Below are 648 nucleotides of genomic sequence, written 5' to 3'. Positions count from 1 at the left end.
CCGGCGGGCACCGGGCTCGGGGCGGTGATGTTCGTCTCGACCTACGCCTACCTCGCGCTCATGGTGGGGCTCATGATGACGTTCTTCGCCGTGCGGCACTCGCGGGGCGACGAGGACGCGGGCCGGGCCGAGCTCGTGCGCGGCACCGCGGTCGGCCGCTGGGCGCCGCTCGCGTCGACGCTCCTCGCGGGCGCGGTCGAGCTCGCGATCGTGTGCGGGCTCACGCTCGCCGTGTCGGTCGCGCTCGGGCTGCCGGCCACGGGCTCCGCGCTCATGGCGCTCGCGCTCGCGGGCGTCGGGCTCATCGGCATGCTCGTGGGGCTGCTCGCCGGGCAGGTGCTGCCCACGTCGCGCGCCGCGAACGGCGCGGCGGCGATCGTCGTCGGCGCGTGGTTCTTCGTGCGCGGCATCGGCGACGCGCTCGGCGAGCCCTCGGACGACCTCACGCGCGTCGAGTCCGCGTGGCCCGCGTGGCTCTCGCCGATCGGCTGGGGCGCGCAGGCGCATCCGTTCGCCGACGCGCCGTGGGAGCCCGACGGCACGCCGCTGCTGCTGTTCGTGCCCGCCGCGCTGCTGCTCGGCGGCCTCGTCGCCGCGCTCGAGTCCCGTCGCGAGCTGGGCAGCGCGCTCGTCGCCGAGCGCCACGGG

The 648-nt window shown here is 77.3% G+C and carries 1 pseudogene; it reads left to right on the top strand.

The features are described from left to right. Window positions 1-648: pseudogene (locus NWP09_RS13130) on the top strand (polyketide antibiotic transporter); the annotation flags it as partial.

Origin of the sequence: Agrococcus sp. HG114 (assembly GCF_024723325.1) — a bacterium.
Taxonomy (GTDB): domain Bacteria; phylum Actinomycetota; class Actinomycetes; order Actinomycetales; family Microbacteriaceae; genus Agrococcus.
Note: the sequence above shows the minus strand (reverse complement) of the source record. Positions and strands in the feature narration are given on the sequence as shown.